The following is a 19416-nucleotide window of genomic DNA, read 5'->3' as shown; positions in this document are numbered from 1 at the left end:
TTATTTACGACACCTTGTTGCAGATATCTTTCAAGCGATACAAAGCATCCAAGGCTTCACGCGGCGTAAGGTTGTCGGGCTGGATTTGCGCCAACGCTTCGGCCAACTCATCGGTCTGGGCATGGTAAACCGGTTCAATTTCCGGCTCTTCCTCATCCACCCTATTTTCAGACGGCATGGCGCTGAAAATGTCCAACTGCGGACGGCTGGCGGCGGCTTGGGCTTCAAGTTCGTCCAGATGTTTTTGGGCGGCTTTGAGGGCGCGGTTGGGCAGGCCGGCGAGTTTGGCGACGGCGATGCCGTAGCTTTTGCTGGCGGGGCCGGGTTCGATGTGGTGGAGGAAGACGATGTCTTGTCCTTGTTCGAGCGCGGAGAGGTGCATGTTGACTGCCGTTGCGTGGGCTTCGGGCAGTTTGGTCAGCTCGAAATAGTGGGTGGCGAAGAGGCTGAAGGATTTGTTTTTTTGCAGCAGGTGTTCGGCGATGGCGTGCGCGAGGGCGAGGCCGTCGAAGGTGGAGGTGCCGCGTCCGACTTCGTCCATGAGGACGAGGGATTGGTCGGTGGCGTGGTGGAGGATGTAGGCGGTTTCGCTCATTTCGACCATGAAGGTGGAGCGGTTGGAGGCTAAATCATCCGATGCGCCGATACGGGTGAAGATTTGGTCGATGGGGCCGATTTGAGCTGAATCGGCGGGGACGAAGCTGCCGGTGTGCGCCATGAGGACGATGTGGGCGACTTGGCGCATGTAGGTGGATTTACCGCCCATATTGGGGCCGGTCAGGAGCATGAGGCGGTGTTTGTGGTCGAGGCGGGTGTGGTTGGCAGTGAAGTGGCGCACTTGCTGCTCGACGATGGGATGGCGGCCGTTTTCGATATGGATGACCGGATAGTCGGCAAACTCGGGGCAGACGAAGCCGCGTTCGGCCGCAATCGCGGCAAACGTAGAAAGTACGTCGAGGGCAGCGGCGGCTTTGGCGGCTTTTTGAAGCTGCGGCAAGGCCGTCTGAACTTCTTTCAGCAGGGCTTCAAACAGGCGTTTTTCCAATGCCAATGCCTGCTCTTGCGCGGTCAGGACTTTGTCTTCAAAAGTTTTGAGTTCGGGGGTGATGAAGCGTTCGGCGTTTTTCAGGGTCTGGCGGCGTTGGTAGTCGGCAGGCGCTTGTTCGGCTTGGACTTTGGATAGCTCGATGTAGAAGCCGTGGACGCGGTTGAACTCGACTTTGAGAGTGGAAAGGCCGGTGCGTTCGCGTTCGCGCGCTTCAAGCTCAAGCAGGAATTCATCGCCGTGGTTTTGGATATGGCGCAATTCGTCAAGTTCTGCGCAATAGCCTTGATTAATGACGCCACCGTCTTTGAGCCAGACGGCGGGTTCGGGCATCACGGCGGCTTTGAGGGTTTCGGCAACGGGCAGGGTTTCGGGGAAAACAGCTTTGAGGGTTTCTAAGAGACTGCTGCCCTCGGCGGACAATTCGATTTCATTCAGGGAAAACAGGCTGTCGCGCAGGGCGGCGAGGTCGCGCGGACGGGCGTTGCCGACGGCGATGCGGGCGGCGATGCGTTCGATGTCCGCAATGTTTTTCAGACGGCCTTGCAGGGCTTCGTATTGTGAACCCAGCGCGGCAACGGCTTTTTGGCGAGCACGGATGTGGGCGCGGCTGCGTAAGGGGTGGTGCAGCCAGAGTGCCAAGAGGCGGCTGCCCATGTGGGTGGCGCAGCCGTCGAGTATGGAAAACAGGGTCGGCGATTTTTTGCCGGAGAGGGTTTGCGTGATTTCGAGATTGCGGCGCGTGGCGGCGTCCATGCCGATATATTGGCTGTCGGTTTCGAGCGAAATGCCGTCTAAGTGTTGCGGCATCAGGTTTTGCGTCAGGCGGATGTAGTTCAATAGCGCGCCCGCCGCGCCGACGGCGGCTTCGTGTTCCTTGCCGTCCAAACCGAAGCCGTGCAGGTCTTGGCAGCCGAAGTATTCGGTCAACAATTTCGCACCCGCGTCGGCGGCAAACTGCCATGAGTTCAGGCGCGTGATGTTGGCGGAGGTCGTACCACGGGCAGGCTGCGCACTCTGAAAACCATCAGGCAGGCTTTTGCCTTCGGGCAACAGGATTTCCGCCGCCTGCAAACGCGCCAGCTCGTCGGCGAGTTTGTCCGCCGTCGTCAGCTTGGTTTTAAATTCGCCGCTTTGCAAAGAAGCCCACGCTATGGCAACGTTTTTCTTGTCTGCGTTCACCGCCACAATGCGGTTGGTTTCCTTGTCTTCCAAAAACGCCGCGTCGGTCAGCGTGCCGGGTGTCACAATGCGCACGACTTTGCGCTCCACAGGCCCTTTACTTGCGCCGACTTCGCCCACCTGCTCGCACACTGCCACGCTTTTGCCCATCTTCACCAGCCGCGCCAGATACTGCTCCGCCGCGTGAAACGGCACGCCCGCCATCTTAATCGGCACGCCGTCCATCTGCCCGCGCGTGGTCAGGGTAATGTCCAACAGCTTCGCCGCTTCCACCGCGTCATCCAAAAACAACTCGTAAAAGTCGCCCATACGGTAAAACACCAGCTTGTCGGCGTGTTGCGATTTGATGGCGAGATACTGCTGCATCATCGGGGAAACGGTGGGTTTGGACATGGAAAAGCCTTAGAAACGCAAAAGCGTTATTGTAACAAAAGGCCGTCTGAAAAACAGGTTTCAGACGGCCTTTAACAGCAGCTTGGTTTTAAGCCAAAGCCACTTCCAAATTATCAATCAGGCGCGTGGTACCCAAACGGGCGGCGGCAAGCACCACCAATTCTTTATCGCCAACATGAGCCACTGCCAAACTGTGTGCATGGCGGATTTCAACATAATCAACCACCCAGCCGGCATCGGTCAAACGGCGGATACATTCGGCCTCAAGCTGGGCGTAATCTAGATTGCCGTTTTTCAAGGCGGCGGCAATGTTTTGCAACTCTTGATAGAGGCGGGGCGCTTCTGCGCGTTCTGCTTCGCTCAAATATTGGTTGCGGCTGGAAAGTGCCAGGCCGTCTGAAGCGCGGCCGGTATCGACCGGGACGATTTCGATATTGAAATTTAAGTCTTCGACAAAACCTTTGATAATCGCCAGCTGCTGATAGTCTTTTTTACCGAAACAGGCAGTATCGGGTTGAACGATGTTGAACAACTTGGTCACAACGGTCGCAACGCCGCGGAAATGGCCCGGGCGGAATTTGCCGCACAATTCATTTTGCAGGTGCGGAGGCTCGACATTGAAACGCTGTTCCACATTCGGATACAGCTCTTTTTCATCAGGCGCAAATACGACGGCAACGCCCTCGCCTGCCAATTTGTCGGCATCTTGCTGCAAAGTGCGCGGATATTTGTCGAAATCTTCGCCTTGTCCGAATTGCAGGCGGTTGACAAAAATACTGACCACAACGTTATCGGCACGTTTTTTTGCTTCGCGCACCAGCGCAAGATGGCCTTCGTGCAGATTGCCCATGGTCGGTACAAATGCCACTTTTCCGGCAGTTTTGCGCCACTCGCGCAATTCTTTAATCGTATGAATGATTTGCATGGTTTGAAAAATCCTTTATCTTTTCCGCCGTTTCATCAACGGAAATCACGCGCCGATTATACGCTTTTATTCATCAAAAAGGCCGTCTGAAATAAGTTTCAGACGGCCTGGTTTTTATTTTATCCGGCAAACGTATGTTCGACAGATGGGAACGTTTTTGCTTTGACTTCGTCCACATAGGCTTTGACCGCAGCTTGAACGCTGTCTTTGCCCTGCATAAAGTTTTTCACGAATTTAGCGGTTTTGCCGGGGAAAATGCCGAGCATATCGTGCATCACCAAAACCTGACCGTCGCAATCCACGCCTGCGCCAATACCGATGGTTGGGCAAGAAACTGTCTCGGTCACTTTTTTCGCCAATTCCGCAGGCACGCATTCCATCAATACGATTGCCGCTCCTGCCGCATCATGCGCTTTGGCGTCGTTGAGCAACGCTTCTGCTTTGTCGCCGCGGCCTTGAACTTTATAGCCGCCGAATGCAAACACGGATTGCGGGGTCAGGCCGATGTGGGCGCAAACAGGGATACCGCGCATTTGCAGAAATTCAGTGGTCTCCGCCATCCAGACACCGCCTTCGAGCTTGACCATATGCGCACCGGCCGCCATCAACTCTGCCGCCGCCGCAAATGCCTGCTCTTTGCTCTGCTGATATGCGCCAAACGGCAAGTCGCTGACAATCATGGCATTTTTAGTACCGCGAGCCACGCATTCAGTGTGGTAGCACATATCCTGCAAGCTCACCGGCAAAGTGGACTGACGACCTTGCACCGCCATACCCAAAGAATCGCCGACCAGCAACACATCCACGCCGGCATTGTCCATCAGCGCGGCAAAGCTGGATTCATAAGCGGTCAGCATGGCGATTTTTTCGCCCTCTGCTTTCATTTTTTGCAAAGTGTTTACGGTAATCATGGTGTTTTGTGTGTTCCGCCCGACGGGCAGCCCTTTGTTGTAATGGAAACGCGGTATTATAAGGTCTGCTTTTAAAATATCAAAGCATAAGCAAAAAGCCCGACTGCTTTCACAATCGGGCTTTTAATTGGTGCCGGCACCAAGAGTCGAACTCGGGACCCCCTGATTACAAGTCAGGTGCTCTACCAACTGAGCTATACCGGCTTACTGAAATGCCTTGCAGCACCATCAGTCTTTAACTGGTGCCGGCACCAAGAGTCGAACTCGGGACCCCCTGATTACAAGTCAGGTGCTCTACCAACTGAGCTATACCGGCAAGGAAGTCGGCATTATGCCGATAAGTTCCCATCTTGGCAAGCATTTTAAAACAAAGTTACTTACGAAATTATAAAAACCAATGATTTTAAAGAAAATTAAATACATACCTTATCTTTCCATCCAACACACTCAAAGGCCGTCTGAAAACCGCCCCAGCGCAAAACATCATGGTTTCTGTTAAAATAACGCCTTCTACATCTTTCCGTCTTTGCCCATGCCACCCCGCCATCCTTACCGCCGCCTGCGCCCAGCCAAATCCCATCTGCCCGAAGTCGGCATTTCCGAAGAAGGCAATATCCGTTCCCTGCACTTGGGCAGCGACACCATTCAAAGCTCCATGAATGTCGATCATCCGTCCGAGCTGGTGTTGTCGTACAGCCGCGCCATGATGGGTTGGCTGCTGTTTTCAGAAACCCCGCCCAAACACATCACCCAAATCGGCTTGGGCGGCGGATCGTTTGCCCGTTGGATAGACAGCTATCTGCCCCACACCAAGCAAACCGCCGTGGACATCAATCCGCAAGTCATCACTGTGGCGCGCAGCCTGTTTGAATTGCCGCACGAAGGCGAAAATTTTGAAATTATCGAGGCGGATGGTGCGGAATATATTAAAGTGTTCCACCACAATACCGATGTAATTTTGGTAGATGGGTTTGACGGCGAACAGATTATCGATGCTTTGGTAGAAGAACCCTTCTTCCAAGACTGCCGCAATGCCCTCTCTCCAGACGGCGTATTTGTCACCAACTGGTGGAGCGGCGACCAGCGTTATCAACGTTTTGTCGAACGCCTGCTCAACGTCTTTGACGGCCGCGTACTCGAGCTGCCTGCAGAAAGCCACGGCAACGTAGCGGTCATGGCATTCCAAAGCAGCCCTAAAGAACAAAATCTCGACAACTTAAAAAAACGCGCCGAAAAATTAAGCGAAAAATACGGCTTGGACTTCAAACGGATGCTTGCTGATTTGAAAGCCAATAATCAAAACAACGGCAAGAATTTTTATCTGTAAACCGCTTCAGGCCGTCTGAAAAAACAAACAAGGACACACCCATGCTCAAACCCGATATCATTCAAATTCCCGGCCCGGCCGGTTTGCTGGAAACCATCTACCTGCCAAGCGCACAAGACTCCGCCCGCGGCGTTGCCGTCATCAACCACCCCAATCCCCTGCAAGGCGGCACCAACACCAACAAAGTCATCCAAACCGCTGCCAAAGCCCTCAGCCAACTCGGCTTCCATTGCTACCTGCCCAATTTGCGCGGCGTAGGCAATAGCGAAGGCGAACACGACTACGGCCGCGGCGAAACGCAAGACTGTATTGCCGTTATCGACTACGCCCGTGCGCAACATCCTGACGCGCCGCAATTCGCCCTGGCCGGCTTCTCATTCGGCGGCTACGTTTCTACCTTTGCCGCCCAAGAACGCACGCCTGATTTGCTGTTGCTGATGGGCGCCGCCGTCCATCACTACACCGATCGCCCGGAACCATCCGACGTTCCCAACGTCGCCAAAACATTGATGATTCATGGTGCGGAAGACGAAGTCGTCGAAATCAACAAAGCCCTGACATGGGCAGAACCACAAGGCCTGCCAGTTGTAACCATTGCCGGCTCGTCCCACTTCTTCCACGGCAAACTCATCGTTTTACGCGATACGATTACACGGTTCGCACCGGCTTTATTAGGCTAAAATCCGGCTACAAAATAAAACAAGGCCGTCTGAAAGCTTTTTCAGACGGCCTTGTTTGTATGAAACCTTATTATCAAATATCAAGCTCACGTATTCAAAAATCCATCAAGGATTTTCTACTTAACATATCAATTCTGAGTCAACCAATACTGCAAACCAATCAAAGTCTTACCATCTTTGATTTCATCGTTTGCCAATGCATTGCGCACCTCGTCCTTGCTCATCAGGACAGTTTCTGTAATTTCATCCTCATCATTGCTTAACTCGCTACCCAAACGCACGCCTTGCGCTTGGTAGAGATACATTTTTTCATCGCAAAAACCGACTGCGGTATAAAAGGAGTACAACAGTTTGACACTGTCGGCGACATATGGCGTTTCTTCCGCCAACTCACGCAAAGCGCATTCGGCAGGATCTTCATCCGCCACATCCAATTTACCCGCCGGCAATTCCAACGTCGCCTGATCGGCGGCATAACGCCATTGGCGTACCAAAACAACTTTACCGTCTTCCGTTTCAGCCAACACACACGCAGCACCCGGATGACGGATCACAACTCGTTGGCTTTCGTTGCCGTTGGGCAGGCGAACCCGATCGTGGCTGATGGTAACAAAAGAACCTTCGTAGATTGGCTCACTGCTTAATTTAGTTTCTTTCAAATCCATTTTTTACCTCATTTCCAAATTATTAAATATTAAAGGCCGTCTGAAATTTTACAGAAATAAACTCAGAGGATGCCTTTTCTAATAGTTACCGCTGATGTCGTTGTTGCAAACGCTCCGTATGTGTTCGCAGCTTTTCACTATTTGCTTGGTAGTCACTTGAAGACAATACAGCAACTATTGCCTCTACCTCATGAGGAAGCAATAAGGCCGTCTGAAAATTCTTAATATAAGCCGCCGCCTGCCTAATACTGCAAACATTTGGTGGCATTTTCGATTTCAACTCACGATCACCTAAGAAAACTACCATTGAATGAAACTTCTCCTCAGGAAATTGCAATAGTTCTGACAATGCTTTGATATGAGCATAATTCTGACGCAACGGGTTTTGAAAATAATGTTTCTGTTTATAGATTATTTGCGTCCATTTAGATTGCTTTTCACTACCAAAAATCCAACCTGTGTAATTTTTAGTTTCTATCACAAATATCCCAAAGATTGAGACATAAATATGATCAATTTGCGTCGTACCATCTCGAGATGGAATAATTAAATCGTGAAACTCAAAATAAGTTTTCTCATCTAAATTTTTTCCAATTACAGAACGAACTGCTATTTCCCCCATGCTTCCCTTTATTTTAGGATTTCTCAACAGTGCTTTTAATAAAAGCAAAGGAATAATGATCAGAAAAATCCAAAATATACCTGACATACTTCCCAATATTTGTCCAATCATGACGTTTTCTTTTTTATTTAAAACTAAAAATTTATATATTTATGGTTTATTCCCGAGCGCGTTCAATTTCAATACCGACCTGCGCCACATCGGGCAAGATACCCGGTTTCACAATACGAACGCGCACTTTGGCCGCACCAAAATCATTTAAAATCAATTGGGCGATATGTTCCGCCAAAGTTTCCAACAGTAAAAAATCCTGTTCGGCAAGGCTGCGGCGTACAACTTCGCATACTTCGCCATAATGGATGGTGTCGCCGATATCGTCGCTCGTACCGGTACGCTCGGGAACACTGATTTCCAAATCCAAAATCAAAGTCTGTTTACGCTCGCGTTCCCAATCATATAGGCCGATTAAAGTATCGGCCTTCATGCCGTACAAAAAGATTTTATCCATTTGCCTGTCCGTTTTTTTGATAGAATAACCGTTCCCATTTTAAGTAAAGCACCCAAAATGTTCAATGTACTCGCCATTATTGCCGCCTATCTTATCGGCTCCCTGTCTTTTGCCGTCATCGTATCAAAATATTACGGCATGGACGATCCGCGCACTTACGGCTCCGGCAACCCCGGTGCCACCAACGTCTTGCGCAGCGGTAAGAAAAAAGCGGCCGCACTGACCTTGCTCGGCGATGCAGTAAAAGGCTTGGTTGCCGTCATCTTGGCGCGTTGTCTTCAAGATGCTTTAAATTTGTCTGATGCAACGATAGCCCTGGTCGCCATCGCCGCATTGGTCGGCCATATGTGGCCAATATTTTTCAATTTTAAAGGTGGCAAAGGCGTAGCCACCGCATTGGGCGTCTTGCTCGCCCTCTCCCCCGCAACCGCCCTGCTCTGCGCCTTGGTTTGGCTGGTCATGGCGTTCGGTTTCAAAGTCTCTTCACTTGCCGCACTGGTTGCCACCGTCTGCGCACCCATCTTCGCCTTCTTCATGATGCCACACGCCTCTTGGGCATGGGCAACCGTATTCATTGCCGCATTGGTGTTGTACCGCCATAAAAGCAATATTCAAAACCTGATTCAAGGCAAAGAAAGCAAGATCGGAGATAAAACCGGAAAATATTAAAAGCGTAGATATATTCAAATAAAAGGCCGTCTGAAAGTATATTTTTCAGACGGCCTTTTGTAGCTTCACTTGCTTTATTCACGCATAATCAATCAATCTTAATATATTCTACCGATAGAATCTCTATAATCTCACGCCCTTCCGGTGTATCCAAGACAACTTCATCGCCTTCGCGTGCTTTTATCAGGCTGCGCGCCAAAGGGGAAATCCATGAGATTTTGTTTTTAGCGGTATCGATTTCATCTACGCCGACGATTTTGACGGTTTGTTCACGACCATCTCCGCGCAATAAGCCAACGGTGGCGCTGAAAAAAATCTGGTCCGTGGCTTCACGCGCTTCAGGGTCGACGACGACGGCAGACTCCAAGCGTTTGGTTAGGAAGCGGATACGGCGGTCGATTTCGCGCATACGGCGTTTACCGTAAAGATAGTCGCCATTTTCGCTGCGGTCGCCATTGCTTGCCGCCCAGTTAACGATTTGGACGATTTCCGGGCGTTCTTTGTTGACCAGATGATACAGTTCGTCTTTCAATGCCTGCCAACCGGTAGGTGTGATGTAATTTTTGGTTTCGGTACTCATGATGTGTCTAAAACATAATTAAAGGCCGTCTGAACGTTAATTTTCAGACGGCCTTTATTGTAAGTCAATTTACTTTATTCTTCATCATCGCTATCGCTGATACTGATGCTGTGTTCCATTTTGCTTGGATGAACTTTCAAGCCGCCACAACCTGATTTTTCGGTAGAGAGACGGTTCAGATATGCTTCATCGATATCGCCGGTTTGATAAACACCGTTGAAGCATGAAGAATCAAAGGATTCGATTTTTGGATTGAGCGCTTTGACTACTGCTTCCAAATCTTCTAAGTTTTGGAAGACGATGCCGTCTGCGCCAATCTCGGTTGCGATTTCTGCTGCGCTGCGGCCGTTTGCAATCAGTTCTTCACGGGTCGGCATATCGATACCGTACACATTCGGATAGCGCACTTCGGGAGCTGCAGAAGCAATGTAGACTTTGCGTGCACCTGCCGCGCGTACCATTTCAACGATTTCACGGCTAGTCGTACCGCGCACGATGGAATCATCCACCAACAAAACGCTTTTGCCGTTAAACTCGGTTTCCATCGGGCTGAGTTTTTGGCGCACTGATTTTTTGCGTGTTGCTTGGCCGGGCATAATAAAGGTGCGGCCGATGTAGCGGTTTTTAATCAGACCTTCGCGGTAAGGTTTTTCGAGATGGACGGCAAGCTCCATCGCGCTGGGTCGGCTGGTATCGGGAATCGGCATCACGACATCGATATCATCGACAGGCAGCTCGCGTTTGATTTTTTCTGCCAAAGATACGCCCATATCCATACGGGACTGATAAACGGAAACGCCATCGATGACGGAGTCTGGGCGGGCAAAATAAACATATTCGAAGAGACAAGGGCTTAATTTGGCTTTATCGCTGCATTGACGGGAAATAATCGTGCCGTCAAAACCAATAAATACGGCCTCACCCGGCTGGATATCGCGTTCCAAATCATAGGCAAGTGCATTAAAGGCAACAGATTCGGAGGCAACGGCATAAGATTTTTTGCCGGATTCGTCAATTTGCGAACCCAAAACCAATGGACGGATACCGAAAGGATCCCGGAAAGCCAGCATGCCGTACCCTGCAATCATGGCTACTACGCCGTATGCGCCGCGCACCAAGCGGTGTACTTCGGAAACGGCGTTGAAAATATTGTCGATGGTAAGTTGATAAGGGGCTGTATTTTTAGAGACTTCGCGGCGTAATTCGTGTGCGAATACATTGAGTAGGACTTCAGAATCGGAGCTGGTATTAACGTGGCGCAGGTGTTTGTTGCATACGTTTTCATAGAGCTCTTCGGTATTGGTCAGATTACCATTGTGTGCCAAAACAATGCCGAATGGGGAGCTGACATAAAACGGCTGGGCTTCTGCGCTGCTGCCCGCATTGCCTGCAGTCGGATAGCGGACATGTGCAATGCCGGCATTACCGACCAAGTCGCGCATATTGCGGGTACGGAACACTTCGCGCACCATGCCTTTGCCCTTGTGCATATGAAATATATTGCCTTCGGCAGTAACAATACCTGCTGCGTCCTGACCACGGTGTTGCAACATCTGCAAACCATCATACAACATCTGATTGACCGGCTCATGACTAACCAAACCTAATACACCACACATATCGTGCTTCTCCGAGTTTGAAGATTAAATGGGTAAGCTGTCATTATAAAATAATTTAGATGAGTTTGCTCGAATTGTTGACAATATGATGCTAAATTTACGCAAATAAAAACGGATTCAGACGACCCATAGGCCGTCTGAATCCGTCAAACTTAATCATCCAATTCTTCAACTTCAGCCGCTTTACCCGAAAGATGGGACATTGCGGTATCTTTTCCAGGCAGATAAGGCATTGCAGCATCGGCAAGTGATTCAAAATACGGAATTGTGTGCGAACTTTGCCACTCTTCCGTTTTCGGCAAATCAGTGTGTGAAAAAACCATCACTGCCAGTGTCACCAAAATCACACCTTTCACTGCACCGAATACGCCGCCAAGCAAACGGTTGATGCTTCCCAAACCAACGGCAGACATCAAACTGCTCAACAGCGATCGTGCCAGTTTCTGCAACAGCCATGCCAGAAAAAACACAGCGGCAAAACCCATGGCAACCGCCAAAGAATGCGGCTCAACCGATTTAAAGACCACATCGGCAAACGGCATGGCAAGCGTTCTGGCGGCAATAAACGATACCACCCACGCCACCATCGCCCCTGCTTCGGCAATAATACCCCGTGTCAACGAGATAATGATGCAGATGACGATGACGGCGGCAGCCAACAAATCGGCAACAGGCAAATTACTCACTGGTCACCTGACCGGCAATGCCATGTACACGCAATTTGTTCAAATCGCGCTCTGCATCGCGTGCATTTTTATAACTGGCTGATTTCACGCGATACACCTTACCTTTATCGGTCATCACTTCAGTAATGGTCGAGTCGATACCTGCGGCTTTCATTTTACGTTGCAGGCTTTGCGCACGTTCTTTTTCAGCATAACCAGCCTGAATGGCAGCTTTTTTCGCAGGCTTGGCTTCTGCTGTTTCTTTTTCAGCTTTAGGCTTGGCTTTTTCAGACGGCTTCTCGGCAGTTTTTACCTTATCGGCTTTTTCTGCTTTGGCCGTTTCTGGTTTAGCTTTTTCATTTTTTGGTTTTTCAACTTTGGCTTCTGCTTTCTTAGCAGGTTCGGCCTTGTCTTTTACGCTGTCTTTGCTGTTTTTGGCAGATTTACGCTCGGCAATGGCTTTCTCTGCTTTTTCCAATTGTGCCAATTTATTGCGTTCTGCAGCGGCTTCACGCTCTGCTTTTTCAGCACGCGCTTGAAGTACGCGTTTTTTAGCTGCCAATGCGTTTTCTTTCTCTGCTGTTTCCTGTTGGGCTTGTGTTTTACGGGCCGCAGCAGCACGTTGTTCAGCCTGACGTTGGCGGCGTTCTTCGGCTCGGCGCTCTGCAGCTTCACGTTTGGCAGCCTCGGCACGTTGAATACGTTCGGACTCTTCCAAACCTTTAATATTGCCGTCATCCAAAGTATCGTTGATCAAAACCAACGGCTCGCCAACATCTTCGGGGGCAGATTCACGGCTTGGCTTCAATACTTCAACCGGCGCATTGTCTTCTTCGTCGCCTGCATTTTGCGGTTTATTTGGCGCTTCGGCATCCGCGTGGCGGGCAGCCTCCTCGGCAGCAGCAACATCCTCTTTATTCGGCTCCAAAACAACAGCCTTGCTCGGCTCGTCAGCCTTTTTGACTTGGCTCTGACCGACAGGCGCTTCTTTAAACGGTGAATTTTTATCGTCGCCGGAAGTCAGTGCCAGACCGAACAGCATACCCGATGCCACCACCAAGCCGGAGGCCAAGACCAAGCGACGGCGGTTGCGACGTTTGAGTTGTTCGTAACCGTCTAAATCGTATCCGTTTGGAGTTTCTTTTTGTTTATTGTCGGACATGATAATTTCCTCGTTAGTGTTCTTTCAAAACAGCCATTACATCGGCAACAGTATGGAATGAGCCGAAAACAACGATTCTATCATTTTCGGTTGCTTTAGCCAAAGCAGTGCGATAGGCAGCAGCGACAGTTTCAAAAACATTTACATTATCGATGCCGTGTTCAGCCAATTTGGCCTGCAAAGCCTCTACCGTCATGCCGCGCGGCACATCTAAAGGCGCGATATTCCACTCGTCAAACTGGTCTTTAACGATTTCCAGCACGCCATCAATATCTTTGTCGGACAACATACTGAATACGGCGGTACGTTTTTGGGCAAAGGCAAGGTTAATCAGGCTGCGGCGCAAAGCACGGGCTGCGTGCGGATTGTGGCCGACATCCAAGACCACCAGCGGACGGCCGGGCAAAACTTGGAAACGTCCAGGATTCTCAACCAACAACAAACCACGTTTAATCGCGCCGATATCAACCGGCAATTGTTCGTTCAAACATTCCAACACAGTCAATGCACACGCGGCATTAGACAACTGATAGGCACCGCGCAAAGCAGGAAACGGTAAGGAATTACGGTTACGGCTTTGGCCGTCTGAAGATTGCGGATGGAAGCGGTAGTTCCACTGTACGCTTTCCATTGACGCAAAATCAAAATCACGTTGAACCATCAACAGTTTTGCACCAATTTCTTCTGCGTGTTTAACCAATGATTCAGGCGCAGGATTCTGACCGCACACGACAGGTTTGCCGCTACGGAACACTCCGGCTTTTTCAAAACCGACCTGCTCAACGGTATCGCCCAAAAATGCCTGATGGTCCAAATCCACGCTGGTAACGACCGAGCAGTCGCCGTCAAATACATTCACAGCATCCAATCGTCCGCCCAAGCCGACTTCCAAAATCATTACGTCTACATTTTCATGCATGAAAATATCGACGGCAGCCAAAGCATTAAACTCAAAATACGTCAGCGAAATTTCGCCTCGCGCCGCTTCGATGCGCTCAAATGAGGAAACAATCAGTTCATCTGAAACCGGCTGAGTGTTGATGGCGATTCGTTCGTTGTAACGCAGAAGGTGCGGACTGGTCAGCGTACCGACTTTAAAACCGGCTTCTTTATAAATATGCGACAAATAGGCGCATACGGAACCCTTGCCATTGGTACCCGCCACCACGACGACAGGACACTGCGGCACCAAATTCATGCGTTTTTTCACTTCTCCCACGCGTTCCAAACCCATATCGATAAGGCCGGAACTATGGGCAGTCTCCAAATGAGAAAGCCAGTCTTGTAATGTTTTCATTGTATTTATCGCTTCAAAAGGCCGTCTGAAACAGCCGTTTAATCCATATCTGCCGCAAGTTCTGCTTTGTCTTCTTTTTCACGACACCAGCGCGCCCATACTTTCAGACGGCGGTAGGCATCGCGGTCGGCCATATCGGGCAAGATGCAGTGTTTGACTATTTTCCCGTCAACATTCCATTGCAGAAACAAAGTATAAACTGTCAACATACTGCTGTCTTGCAAAACCGCGCTTCTTCCCTCTTCCTCGTCAGTCAAGTAAACCGTCGCACGGTATTGGCGGTCGATGATAATTTTTCTGACCGCATTTTGAGCATGAAAATTAACGCTGCGCCAAGCATAGGCAAAACTGCCGGCCAACGCCGCCAAACCCAGCCACATCATCCAGCCGTAAAACTCGGTAAGGCATAAGGCCAACACCGAAAGGTGTAAGAAGACAATCAGAATTTTCAAAGAACGCGAGGGCTTTAAGGCCGTCTGAAAACTTCGCACGGCTTTACATCATATTGTCGAAAACAGGCGTAATGTTCAATTCCGCCTCTTCCATATCCAAAACCATATCGTGGATTTCGGTATCGAAAAATTCCCAAAAAGCCTTCAAGCTCATGTCTTGCGGCCATTTGCTTTTATCGATGTCCCAGCCGGCCAACTCGGCTTCAAAAATCTGCTGGTAGCGTTCGTCAAAATAAGAAATGACGGATTCGGGTTCGTCAAATTGCGGTACAAGGAATACAGAGCAGTTGGTGCGCAGTTGCTCGACGGTCAGGTCAGGCATATTTTCATCGGCGGATTTCAGCCATTCCAAAAAACGGGCGGTCGGCTTCAGTACAACAGCAGTACGGTCAACAAAATACATTATTTTCAACTTTCAAAATCATTCAAACCAATCATGCCGTCTGAAATTTCAGACGGCCCGAGTTTAATGTGTCATCACCTGTTGCAAGAATTGTTTGGCACGCTCGTGTTTCGGATTAGTAAAAAATTCTTCCGGCGTTTCATCTTCCAGAATCTGGCCTTTATCGACAAAAATCACACGGTCGGCAACTTCGCGCGCAAAACCCATCTCATGGGTCACACACATCATGGTCATGCCGCTTTCCGCCAAGTCTTTCATCACTTTCAATACTTCGCCGACCATTTCAGGGTCAAGCGCGGAAGTCGGCTCGTCAAACAACATCACGCGAGGCTCCATCGCCAAACCGCGTGCAATCGCCACACGTTGCTGCTGACCGCCTGAAAGCTGGCCGGGCAGCGCGTCTTTTTTATGCGCCAAGCCGACGCGTTCCAAAAGCTCCATCGCTTTCTTTTCCGCCTCTTCACGGCTTTGGTTTTTCACTTTCATCGGAGAAAGAATAATATTTTCCAAGACAGTCAAATGCGGATACAGATTGAACCCTTGAAACACAAAGCCCACTTCTTCGCGCACTTTGTTCAAATCGGTTTTCGGATCGGCAACATTGATACCGTCCACCCAAATCTCGCCGCTTTCAATGCGCTCGAGTTGGTTTACCGTACGAATCAGCGTTGATTTGCCACTGCCTGAAGGACCACATACAACGACCACCTCGCCTTGCTTGACTTCCAGATTCACGCCGTTGATAACGTGCAGATCTTTAAAATGTTTGTGTACATTTTTGAATTTAATCATTATTTCTTTCCAAACTGCCAAAATTTTCGGAGCTTGAGTTGCGCTTGCCGCTGCCAAAGCAAAGGAATGGCAGTTTCCAGCCAAAAGCGGCAACTGACTATGCCGCAGGAAATTCCGCCTTGATTGTACCGATTGACTTTAAATTGCTCTTCCCTATCGAGACGATGCCCGGTCAATACCCAAACTGCGCCGATAATTGCTGCTTCAAAACGGTGCCGCTCAGGCGGTATGTCCTTACCGGAAAAATACTGTGCCAACTCGCGCCACAAATATGAATCACCTAGAAACCCCCATTGAATAGGAGGTTGCTTAAAAATTGCCATCACTGTTTCAGACGGCCTTTTGAACCAAATAATTGCTCAATTCCACATATTTTTCAGCGGCAATGTGTTCTGCCCTGTCCTGCGGATTGATGCCGACTGCCTGCAAATCATCATCGCCGGCAAGTTCCTTCAAATTATTGCGTATGGTTTTGCGGCGTTGATGGAAAGCCAGTTTCACCAGTTTGGCAAAATGTTCAAAATCTTCCGCTTTACCGATGCGGTGTTTCACCGGAATCATGCGCACCACGGCCGAATCCACCTTCGGCGCAGGATCAAAGGATTCAGGCGGTACTTCAATCAACATTTCCATATCGAAGAAATATTGCAGCATCACGCCCAGACGGCCATAGTCGTTGGTTTTCGGCTGCGCCACCATGCGTTCGACCACTTCTTTTTGCAGCATAAAGTGCATATCGATCACATCGTCTGCCACTTCGCTTAATCGGAACAAAAGTGGCGTGGAAATATTGTACGGCAGGTTGCCGACAATTTTTTTCTTGCCTTCAATGCTGTTGAAATCAAACTGCAATACATCGCCTTCGTGTATCACCAATTTATCTGCAAACGGCAAGGTTTTCAGACGGCGTACGATGTCGCGGTCGATTTCGCAAACATGCAGGCAGTTAAGTTTTTTCGCCAAAGGCTCGGTAATAGCGGCCAAGCCCGGGCCGATTTCAATCACGATATCATCAGGCTGCGGTCTGACCGCATTGACAATATCGCTAATAATCCGCGTATCCTGCAAAAAATTCTGCCCGAAGCGTTTCCGGGCCTTATGTTCTTTCATATCTTTCTTCAAGCAAGCTGTTTAAGGCAGTATTGTAACTGAAACAGGCGTTTTTGTCGGCACGCTTTCAGACGGCATTTGCCTAATTTTAAGCAAACGGAGGCGCTTCCAAACCCAAAGATTTCAGTAGTTGCGCGGTCTCATAAACCGGCAAACCCATTACGCCCGTAAAACTACCCCGCAAATGCTCGACAAATACGCCGCCCAAGCCCTGAATCCCATACGCACCGGCTTTATCCATCGGTTCGCCGCTGGCAACATAGGCTGCAATCTCCTCAGCCGTCAACGTTTTAAAGTGCACTTCGCTCGTCTGCACCACATCATGGCGCACGCCTTGCCAGTAAACGCATACAGCCGTCAGCACTTGATGCGTCCGTCCGGACAAGCGTTCCAGCATATCGACTGCATCCGCCTCGGACTCCGGTTTACCCAAAATAGCCTCACCATCCGCCACCGTCGTATCCGCCGTCAATACAGCAAACTCAGGTTCTTGATCATGAGCAGCAAACCATTGCGCCACCGCTGCCTGATTTTTCTCGCATGCCATACGGCGCACATACTCTACTGCGGCTTCGCCTTCTTTAGGGGTTTCATCAATATCCGCAGGAAGGCGGCGTACCGTGAAACCCAAATTCTCCAAAATCTCACGACGGCGCGGACTGCCCGAAGCCAGATAAATTGCGTTCATTGTATTGGTTGTCCTTATTTTGAAATTTTATGCTGGCCGGACAGGCGGACATAATGCGCAGAGGAATACGTCAAAAATTCCTTTTCCTCATCAGTCAGCGGACGCACTTGTTTCACAGGCGAACCGACGTATAAAAAACCGCTTTCCAAACGCTTGCGCGGCGGCACCAAACTGCCCGCACCTATCATCACATCATCTTCGACAACCGTATCGTCCAAAATAATCGAGCCCATGCCCACCAACACACGATTCCCAATTCGGCAGCCATGCAGCATGACCTTATGTCCAATTGTCACATCATCGCCGATAATCAAAGGCGAACCGTCAGGCTTCGCCGCATTCTTATGCGACACATGCAAAACGCTGCCGTCCTGCACATTGCTGCGTTTGCCGATAGAGATACTGTTCACATCGCCGCGCAATACAGCATAAGGCCAAATCGATACATCTTCCGCCAGCGACACTTCGCCAATCACTACCGAAGTCTCATCTACAAAACAAGACTCATCAACCGACGGCACATAATCCAAAAACGCACGAATAGGGTTTGCCATTTCCAATAATCCTTTTCTCAAAACCAAAACTGATCAGGCCGTCTGAAAACACGGCGTAAAACGATTTTATACTACAACAATACGAAATCAAGCCAGAAAATCATCAAAAGGCCGTCTGAAACAATTTTCAGACGGCCTTTCATCATAAACCCTTTATCTTGGCTGACGACTATTTATCATTAGCGCCTCATCTATCTTTTATGGAATAATCGCCTTCATTTGATTCTTGGAGAGGCCGATGAACACACGTTCGGGAAATTATGCAGCGCCCCTATTGGTCGTCGGCTGCGTCGTCTTCGGCTTGGGCAGTTTGATTGTCAAATTTGTCGATGTCGGCTCTTACGCCATCGCATTCTGGCGCTTGCTGATCGCCGCCCCTATATTCTTCCTGCTCGGGCGTTTTTTCAGACAAAAAATGCCCACAAAAAGAAAAACAGTTGGCTACGCAATCTTATCCGGCGTTTTCCTCGCATTCGACCTCGCCCTTTGGCACGAAAGTATTCACGCCGTAGGCCCCGGCATTTCCACCTTGCTCAACAGCCTGCAGATTTTCTTTTTAGCCGCCATCGGCTTCTTCTTTTATTCGGAACGTTTAAGCACCCTGCAAATTTTAAGTTTGATATTGGCCACCATAGGCGTAGCCTTAATCGGCAGCCCAGAGTTCGGTCATAACGACAATGCCGCATGGGGATTTGTCAGCGGCGTAGTGTCCGGTGCCATGCTGGCCCTGTCTATGGTTTTCGTACGCAAAACCCATGAGCAGGAAAAAGTCGGTTTGTTTCCGCTGATGATGATTTTAAGCTTCGGCGGCGCAATGGCGCTGGTCATCCCATCGCTGTTATTCGATGCTGCCCGTCTTTACCCCAAAACTTTAAACGATGTGATTCTAGTCTCCATCTACGGCATCGTCATGCAATGCTTTGCTTGGGCATTGATTGCTTACGCCATCCCGCTTTTATCCTTATCATTGACCGGCCTACTACTGCTCTCCGAACCAGTCGCCGCCATGTTGATCGATTATTTCTGGCTGGATAAACCGATTAATACCGTCCAATGGTGTGGCGCCACTTTGACTTTATTGGCAATTTATTTGGGTTCGTTAAAAGACAAAAAATAGATACAAAAAAGGCCGTCTGAAAAATTTCAGACGGCCTTTTAATCTGTTTA

General features: G+C 49.6%; 22 protein-coding genes and 2 tRNA genes. 4 read left to right on the top strand and 20 right to left on the bottom strand.

The genetic code is table 11. The features are described from left to right. Positions 1-4: 4 nt before the first annotated feature. The 5 genes from mutS to ACTHRE_RS00725 form a co-directional block, all read right to left on the bottom strand. Positions 5-2620 (bottom strand): DNA mismatch repair protein MutS, encoded by a 2616-nt coding sequence (gene mutS / locus ACTHRE_RS00745; protein WP_440344777.1) that lies wholly within the window; start codon positions 2618-2620, stop codon positions 5-7. 88 nt (positions 2621-2708) lie between these two features. Then, positions 2709-3545, bottom strand: coding sequence for a pantoate--beta-alanine ligase (gene panC / locus ACTHRE_RS00740; protein WP_070824223.1), 837 nt, complete (start codon positions 3543-3545; stop codon positions 2709-2711). A gap of 119 nt (positions 3546-3664) precedes the next feature. Continuing rightward, on the bottom strand, positions 3665-4456 hold the full coding sequence (gene panB / locus ACTHRE_RS00735) for a 3-methyl-2-oxobutanoate hydroxymethyltransferase (RefSeq protein WP_049333454.1): 792 nt from the start codon (positions 4454-4456) through the stop codon (positions 3665-3667). A gap of 128 nt (positions 4457-4584) precedes the next feature. Further along, positions 4585-4660, bottom strand: a tRNA-Thr gene (locus tag ACTHRE_RS00730). A 36-nt stretch (positions 4661-4696) separates the two neighbouring features. Further along, positions 4697-4772: transfer RNA gene (locus ACTHRE_RS00725), tRNA-Thr, on the bottom strand. Between the two features lie 216 nt (positions 4773-4988). Between ACTHRE_RS00725 and ACTHRE_RS00720 the strand changes: the two genes are divergently transcribed. Next, positions 4989-5783, top strand: coding sequence for a polyamine aminopropyltransferase (locus ACTHRE_RS00720; protein ID WP_377073059.1), 795 nt, complete (start codon positions 4989-4991; stop codon positions 5781-5783). A 41-nt stretch (positions 5784-5824) separates the two neighbouring features. Next, the gene (locus tag ACTHRE_RS00715; protein ID WP_377073063.1) at positions 5825-6463 is read left to right on the top strand and encodes an alpha/beta hydrolase; all 639 of its coding nucleotides are present in this window, start codon (positions 5825-5827) and stop codon (positions 6461-6463) included. Positions 6464-6591: 128 nt separating this feature from the next. Here the strand turns inward: ACTHRE_RS00715 and ACTHRE_RS00710 are convergent, their stop codons facing one another. The 3 genes from ACTHRE_RS00710 to folB all read right to left on the bottom strand — a co-directional run bounded on the left by ACTHRE_RS00710 (position 6592) and on the right by folB (position 8258). Next, positions 6592-7128 carry an NUDIX hydrolase gene (locus ACTHRE_RS00710; protein ID WP_377073065.1) on the bottom strand — a complete coding sequence of 179 codons (537 nt, stop codon included), beginning with the start codon at positions 7126-7128 and terminating at the stop codon, positions 6592-6594. Between the two features lie 85 nt (positions 7129-7213). Next, positions 7214-7861 carry a nuclease-related domain-containing protein gene (locus ACTHRE_RS00705; protein ID WP_377073067.1) on the bottom strand — a complete coding sequence of 216 codons (648 nt, stop codon included), beginning with the start codon at positions 7859-7861 and terminating at the stop codon, positions 7214-7216. Between the two features lie 46 nt (positions 7862-7907). After that, positions 7908-8258, bottom strand: coding sequence for a dihydroneopterin aldolase (folB, locus tag ACTHRE_RS00700; RefSeq protein ID WP_377073069.1), 351 nt, complete (start codon positions 8256-8258; stop codon positions 7908-7910). A 57-nt stretch (positions 8259-8315) separates the two neighbouring features. Here folB and plsY point away from each other — a divergent pair, with 57 nt between their 5' ends. After that, positions 8316-8927, top strand: coding sequence for a glycerol-3-phosphate 1-O-acyltransferase PlsY (plsY, locus tag ACTHRE_RS00695; RefSeq protein ID WP_377073070.1), 612 nt, complete (start codon positions 8316-8318; stop codon positions 8925-8927). 88 nt (positions 8928-9015) lie between these two features. Here plsY and greB read toward each other — a convergent pair whose 3' ends face one another. The 12 genes from greB to ACTHRE_RS00635 form a co-directional block, all read right to left on the bottom strand. Beyond that, on the bottom strand, positions 9016-9507 hold the full coding sequence (greB, locus tag ACTHRE_RS00690) for a transcription elongation factor GreB (RefSeq protein ID WP_377073072.1): 492 nt from the start codon (positions 9505-9507) through the stop codon (positions 9016-9018). A gap of 74 nt (positions 9508-9581) precedes the next feature. Beyond that, entirely contained in the window at positions 9582-11126 is a 1545-nt protein-coding gene (gene purF, locus ACTHRE_RS00685) for an amidophosphoribosyltransferase (protein ID WP_070584150.1), read from the bottom strand. A 152-nt stretch (positions 11127-11278) separates the two neighbouring features. Further along, positions 11279-11812: a CvpA family protein gene (locus ACTHRE_RS00680; RefSeq protein ID WP_107791926.1), complete on the bottom strand. Its 534-nt coding sequence runs from the start codon at positions 11810-11812 to the stop codon at positions 11279-11281. Continuing rightward, complete coding sequence (gene ftsN, locus ACTHRE_RS00675) at positions 11805-12953, bottom strand: cell division protein FtsN (protein ID WP_107791927.1); 1149 nt, start codon at positions 12951-12953, stop codon at positions 11805-11807. The genes ACTHRE_RS00680 and ftsN overlap by 8 nt, the downstream gene beginning before the upstream one ends. Before the next feature lie 13 nt (positions 12954-12966). Beyond that, a complete protein-coding gene (gene folC, locus ACTHRE_RS00670) occupies positions 12967-14250 on the bottom strand; it encodes a bifunctional tetrahydrofolate synthase/dihydrofolate synthase (protein ID WP_377073075.1) in 1284 nt (427 codons plus the stop codon). Between the two features lie 38 nt (positions 14251-14288). After that, complete coding sequence (locus ACTHRE_RS00665) at positions 14289-14741, bottom strand: protein YgfX (protein ID WP_296183850.1); 453 nt, start codon at positions 14739-14741, stop codon at positions 14289-14291. Between the two features lie 4 nt (positions 14742-14745). Next, positions 14746-15105, bottom strand: coding sequence for a hypothetical protein (locus ACTHRE_RS00660; RefSeq protein ID WP_003747228.1), 360 nt, complete (start codon positions 15103-15105; stop codon positions 14746-14748). 63 nt (positions 15106-15168) lie between these two features. After that, a complete protein-coding gene (locus tag ACTHRE_RS00655) occupies positions 15169-15897 on the bottom strand; it encodes an amino acid ABC transporter ATP-binding protein (RefSeq protein ID WP_003747231.1) in 729 nt (242 codons plus the stop codon). Beyond that, the gene (locus ACTHRE_RS00650) at positions 15897-16220 is read right to left on the bottom strand and encodes a hypothetical protein (protein WP_377073077.1); all 324 of its coding nucleotides are present in this window, start codon (positions 16218-16220) and stop codon (positions 15897-15899) included. Before ACTHRE_RS00650 ends, ACTHRE_RS00655 begins: the two co-directional genes overlap by 1 nt. A gap of 7 nt (positions 16221-16227) precedes the next feature. Next, entirely contained in the window at positions 16228-17007 is a 780-nt protein-coding gene (gene rsmA / locus ACTHRE_RS00645; protein WP_049329405.1) for a 16S rRNA (adenine(1518)-N(6)/adenine(1519)-N(6))-dimethyltransferase RsmA, read from the bottom strand. Positions 17008-17095: 88 nt separating this feature from the next. Beyond that, positions 17096-17695, bottom strand: a complete 600-nt coding sequence (locus ACTHRE_RS00640) for a Maf family protein (protein WP_377073079.1) — start codon at positions 17693-17695, stop codon at positions 17096-17098. A gap of 14 nt (positions 17696-17709) precedes the next feature. Continuing rightward, positions 17710-18249, bottom strand: a complete 540-nt coding sequence (locus ACTHRE_RS00635; RefSeq protein ID WP_049350611.1) for a gamma carbonic anhydrase family protein — start codon at positions 18247-18249, stop codon at positions 17710-17712. A gap of 238 nt (positions 18250-18487) precedes the next feature. Between ACTHRE_RS00635 and ACTHRE_RS00630 the strand changes: the two genes are divergently transcribed. Continuing rightward, a complete protein-coding gene (locus ACTHRE_RS00630) occupies positions 18488-19366 on the top strand; it encodes a DMT family transporter (RefSeq protein WP_070584131.1) in 879 nt (292 codons plus the stop codon). Positions 19367-19416: the final 50 nt, after the last annotated feature.

Origin of the sequence: Neisseria sp. P0001.S007, from assembly GCF_051963655.1 — a bacterium.
GTDB classification, from domain to species: Bacteria; Pseudomonadota; Gammaproteobacteria; order Burkholderiales; family Neisseriaceae; genus Neisseria; species Neisseria subflava_A.
Note: the sequence above shows the minus strand (reverse complement) of the source record. Positions and strands in the feature narration are given on the sequence as shown.

Excerpts from the sequence above, each read along its gene's own strand:
- mutS (WP_440344777.1), bottom strand. The coding sequence starts at position 2,620 with ATGTCCAAACCCACCGTTTCCCCGATGATGCAGCAGTATCTCGCCATC.
- panC (WP_070824223.1), bottom strand. The coding sequence starts at position 3,545 with ATGCAAATCATTCATACGATTAAAGAATTGCGCGAGTGGCGCAAAACT.
- panB (WP_049333454.1), bottom strand. The coding sequence starts at position 4,456 with ATGATTACCGTAAACACTTTGCAAAAAATGAAAGCAGAGGGCGAAAAA.
- ACTHRE_RS00720 (WP_377073059.1), top strand. The coding sequence starts at position 4,989 with ATGCCACCCCGCCATCCTTACCGCCGCCTGCGCCCAGCCAAATCCCAT.
- ACTHRE_RS00715 (WP_377073063.1), top strand. The coding sequence starts at position 5,825 with ATGCTCAAACCCGATATCATTCAAATTCCCGGCCCGGCCGGTTTGCTG.
- ACTHRE_RS00710 (WP_377073065.1), bottom strand. The coding sequence starts at position 7,128 with ATGGATTTGAAAGAAACTAAATTAAGCAGTGAGCCAATCTACGAAGGT.
- ACTHRE_RS00705 (WP_377073067.1), bottom strand. The coding sequence starts at position 7,861 with ATGATTGGACAAATATTGGGAAGTATGTCAGGTATATTTTGGATTTTT.
- folB (WP_377073069.1), bottom strand. The coding sequence starts at position 8,258 with ATGGATAAAATCTTTTTGTACGGCATGAAGGCCGATACTTTAATCGGC.
- plsY (WP_377073070.1), top strand. The coding sequence starts at position 8,316 with ATGTTCAATGTACTCGCCATTATTGCCGCCTATCTTATCGGCTCCCTG.
- greB (WP_377073072.1), bottom strand. The coding sequence starts at position 9,507 with ATGAGTACCGAAACCAAAAATTACATCACACCTACCGGTTGGCAGGCA.
- purF (WP_070584150.1), bottom strand. The coding sequence starts at position 11,126 with ATGTGTGGTGTATTAGGTTTGGTTAGTCATGAGCCGGTCAATCAGATG.
- ftsN (WP_107791927.1), bottom strand. The coding sequence starts at position 12,953 with ATGTCCGACAATAAACAAAAAGAAACTCCAAACGGATACGATTTAGAC.
- folC (WP_377073075.1), bottom strand. The coding sequence starts at position 14,250 with ATGAAAACATTACAAGACTGGCTTTCTCATTTGGAGACTGCCCATAGT.
- ACTHRE_RS00660 (WP_003747228.1), bottom strand. The coding sequence starts at position 15,105 with ATGTATTTTGTTGACCGTACTGCTGTTGTACTGAAGCCGACCGCCCGT.
- ACTHRE_RS00655 (WP_003747231.1), bottom strand. The coding sequence starts at position 15,897 with ATGATTAAATTCAAAAATGTACACAAACATTTTAAAGATCTGCACGTT.
- ACTHRE_RS00650 (WP_377073077.1), bottom strand. The coding sequence starts at position 16,220 with ATGGCAATTTTTAAGCAACCTCCTATTCAATGGGGGTTTCTAGGTGAT.
- rsmA (WP_049329405.1), bottom strand. The coding sequence starts at position 17,007 with ATGAAAGAACATAAGGCCCGGAAACGCTTCGGGCAGAATTTTTTGCAG.
- ACTHRE_RS00640 (WP_377073079.1), bottom strand. The coding sequence starts at position 17,695 with ATGAACGCAATTTATCTGGCTTCGGGCAGTCCGCGCCGTCGTGAGATT.
- ACTHRE_RS00635 (WP_049350611.1), bottom strand. The coding sequence starts at position 18,249 with ATGGCAAACCCTATTCGTGCGTTTTTGGATTATGTGCCGTCGGTTGAT.
- ACTHRE_RS00630 (WP_070584131.1), top strand. The coding sequence starts at position 18,488 with ATGAACACACGTTCGGGAAATTATGCAGCGCCCCTATTGGTCGTCGGC.